Below are 2426 nucleotides of genomic sequence, written 5' to 3'. Positions count from 1 at the left end.
GTTTTAATACCATATCAGCCGCCAATGTGATCATTGATCATATTGATGACATCAAATTGCCGGATGCCAGCCGTAATTCCATCCTGGGCCAGGCGAAATTTATCCGCGCCCTTGTGTACTTCGACCTGGTACGTTTTTATGGCGGAGTGCCCATTTATAAACGCGCGCCGCTTAGCCGTGAGGAAACGTATATCCCCCGTGCTTCCGTACAGGAGGTGTATGACCTGATCATTGCTGATGCTACCGATGCAGTGGCTAAGCTGGATGTACCGGCTTTCCCGCAAACAGGTCGCGCTACCAAAGGTGCAGCACTAACCCTGTTGGGAGATGTATATCTTACCCTGAAAAAATATGATCTCGCTGAAGGCGCCTTAAAACAGGTGACAGCAATGGGTTACAGCCTGTTCTCAAATTATGGCGATGCATTTCAGCTGGCTAACAAGAATGGCAGGGAATCTATATTTGAGATCCAGTTCAATACCGGGTTGGCGGTACCACAGGCCAGCACGGAAGCTTCCATTTACAACTTTCTGCCGCGCATGGTGAATACCAGCGTTGTAACCGGTGTAAACTTCAACAGCGTTACTACTGTTGGCGGTTTCAATACGCCTACACAAGACCTGATCAGCGCCTATGAAACAGGCGATCAGCGGTTGGATGCATCTATTGCTATAGCAGAAGGTACCTTCAATGCCACAGATGATTTTACCGCAACAGCCGTTAAGTCATCAGTAGGTTATGTAGCGCCTCCGGGCAAAGTAGGCCGGCCTTTTCCAAAGAAATACCTGCACGCACATACTATTGGCAACCAAACCAACGACGACTGGCCGGTGTACCGCTATTCGGAAGTATTGTTGTTGCTGGCGGAGAGCCTGAACCAGCAAGGTAAATCCGGTGAAGCATTGCCTTACCTGAATATGGTGAGGGAAAGAGCCTTTGGAGATGCGTTACATAACATCACCGCTACAGGTCAGGCTGCATTACAAACTATTATTTTAAAGGAAAGACGCGTGGAACTGGCTTTTGAAAATAAGCGCTGGCTGGACCTGGTACGTACCGGTAATGCCATCACCATAATGAATGCCTTTGGTGTTAAACAAAAAGCGCAGTATAGTTACCTGCAGCCAGGCAGCTATACTGTTACCCAGGACCGGTTACTGTTTCCGATCCCTAACGCGGAAATATTGCTCAACGATAAACTTACACAGAACCCAGGTTACTGATAACTAAAAATTTACTCTCATGCAAAACACGATGATGAAAGCAGGCAATACCTGCTTACGATCTACCTGTGTGAATTGGATGGCGATAGTATTGGTTTTAACGGTAGTTTCCTGCGCCCGGCAGGCAGAACAGCTGCAACCTAAAGACGAAGCAGCAGAAAAGGTAAAAGCTAAAACAGAGCTGGCTACCTGTTGCTGGGTGGGGCTTACCAACGAAGTGGGGAACACCATAGAGGTGTATGATCCTGCGGATGCTTCCTGGACCGCCACTACAAGAAAGTGGAGCTGGAAACCCAGCACGGCACTGTCTTACAATGCTACCAATGAAATTCCGCTCTGGGCGGCGCCTACCGACATCAAAGTGAGGAACAACACCGTGTTTGCAAATACCGCGCAGGTGATCACCGCTACCTCCTACAGGTTGGCCACCATTGCCCGCTATACCGGTACCGGCACTAAGGGGCAGAAACTGTGGGTGATGGGTTTTAATGACACCACCAGTTTGCATGCCATGGAAATACTGCCGGATGGCAATTGCGTGGTAGCGAGTGCAGGTAAAGAATGGCCGCAGGGATGGATCCGTATCTATTCCTCCTCGCAGCCTTCACCTAATCATGGAGTAAATACGCAGTATTATTTCGCCTCCGCTCATGGGGTACTTTGGGATAACACGCACCAGGTGCTTTGGGCCTTAGGGAATCAGCTGCGAAAATACACTTATAATACCCCGGGATCCGGGGGGACCATTACCAATCCCAAGCTGCGGTTAGATACCACGTATCAAAGTTTGCCAAGTGCATGGGGCCACGACCTTTCTGCCGATCCAAATAACCCCGACCAGCTGTTGCTCAGCACCAATGGAGGAGTGTACGTATTCCATATTTCCACCGGCAAATTCGATTCTATACCGGGAGCGGCATTCAGAACTTTTGTAAAATCCGTCAGCAGTCAGCCGGATCAGAATATACTCATAGAAACGCAGCCCAGCTCGGGTTGTCCGCTGTCTAATAACTGGTGCACTTCCGTGGTTAATTTTTATAATGCCACCACCGGCGCTGCTGCCGGTTCCCGTACGGTAAGCGGGGCTGCTATTTATAAAGCAAAAGCATTTGATCCAAACTATTATTGATATGATGAGAAGAGTAATACTGACAGGCGTTGCAGTGGCTTTGGTTATTTTTCAAATGGCCTGCAGTAAAAAAC

General features: G+C 48.8%; 2 protein-coding genes. Both read left to right on the top strand.

Annotated features, from left to right (window positions below):
• The coding region (locus VN105_RS07910; protein ID WP_325639612.1) for a RagB/SusD family nutrient uptake outer membrane protein at window positions 1-1223 on the top strand (1223 nt) is incomplete at its 5' end.
• A gap of 19 nt (window positions 1224-1242) precedes the next feature.
• The gene (locus VN105_RS07905) at window positions 1243-2352 is read left to right on the top strand and encodes a hypothetical protein (protein WP_325639610.1); all 1110 of its coding nucleotides are present in this window, start codon (window positions 1243-1245) and stop codon (window positions 2350-2352) included.
• Window positions 2353-2426 lie beyond the last annotated feature (74 nt).

It is taken from the genome of Chitinophaga sp. (assembly GCF_035564935.1).
Lineage (GTDB): Bacteria > Bacteroidota > Bacteroidia > Chitinophagales > Chitinophagaceae > Chitinophaga.
The sequence above is the reverse complement of the archived record's forward strand: the minus strand, read 5'-3'. Positions and strand labels throughout refer to the sequence as shown.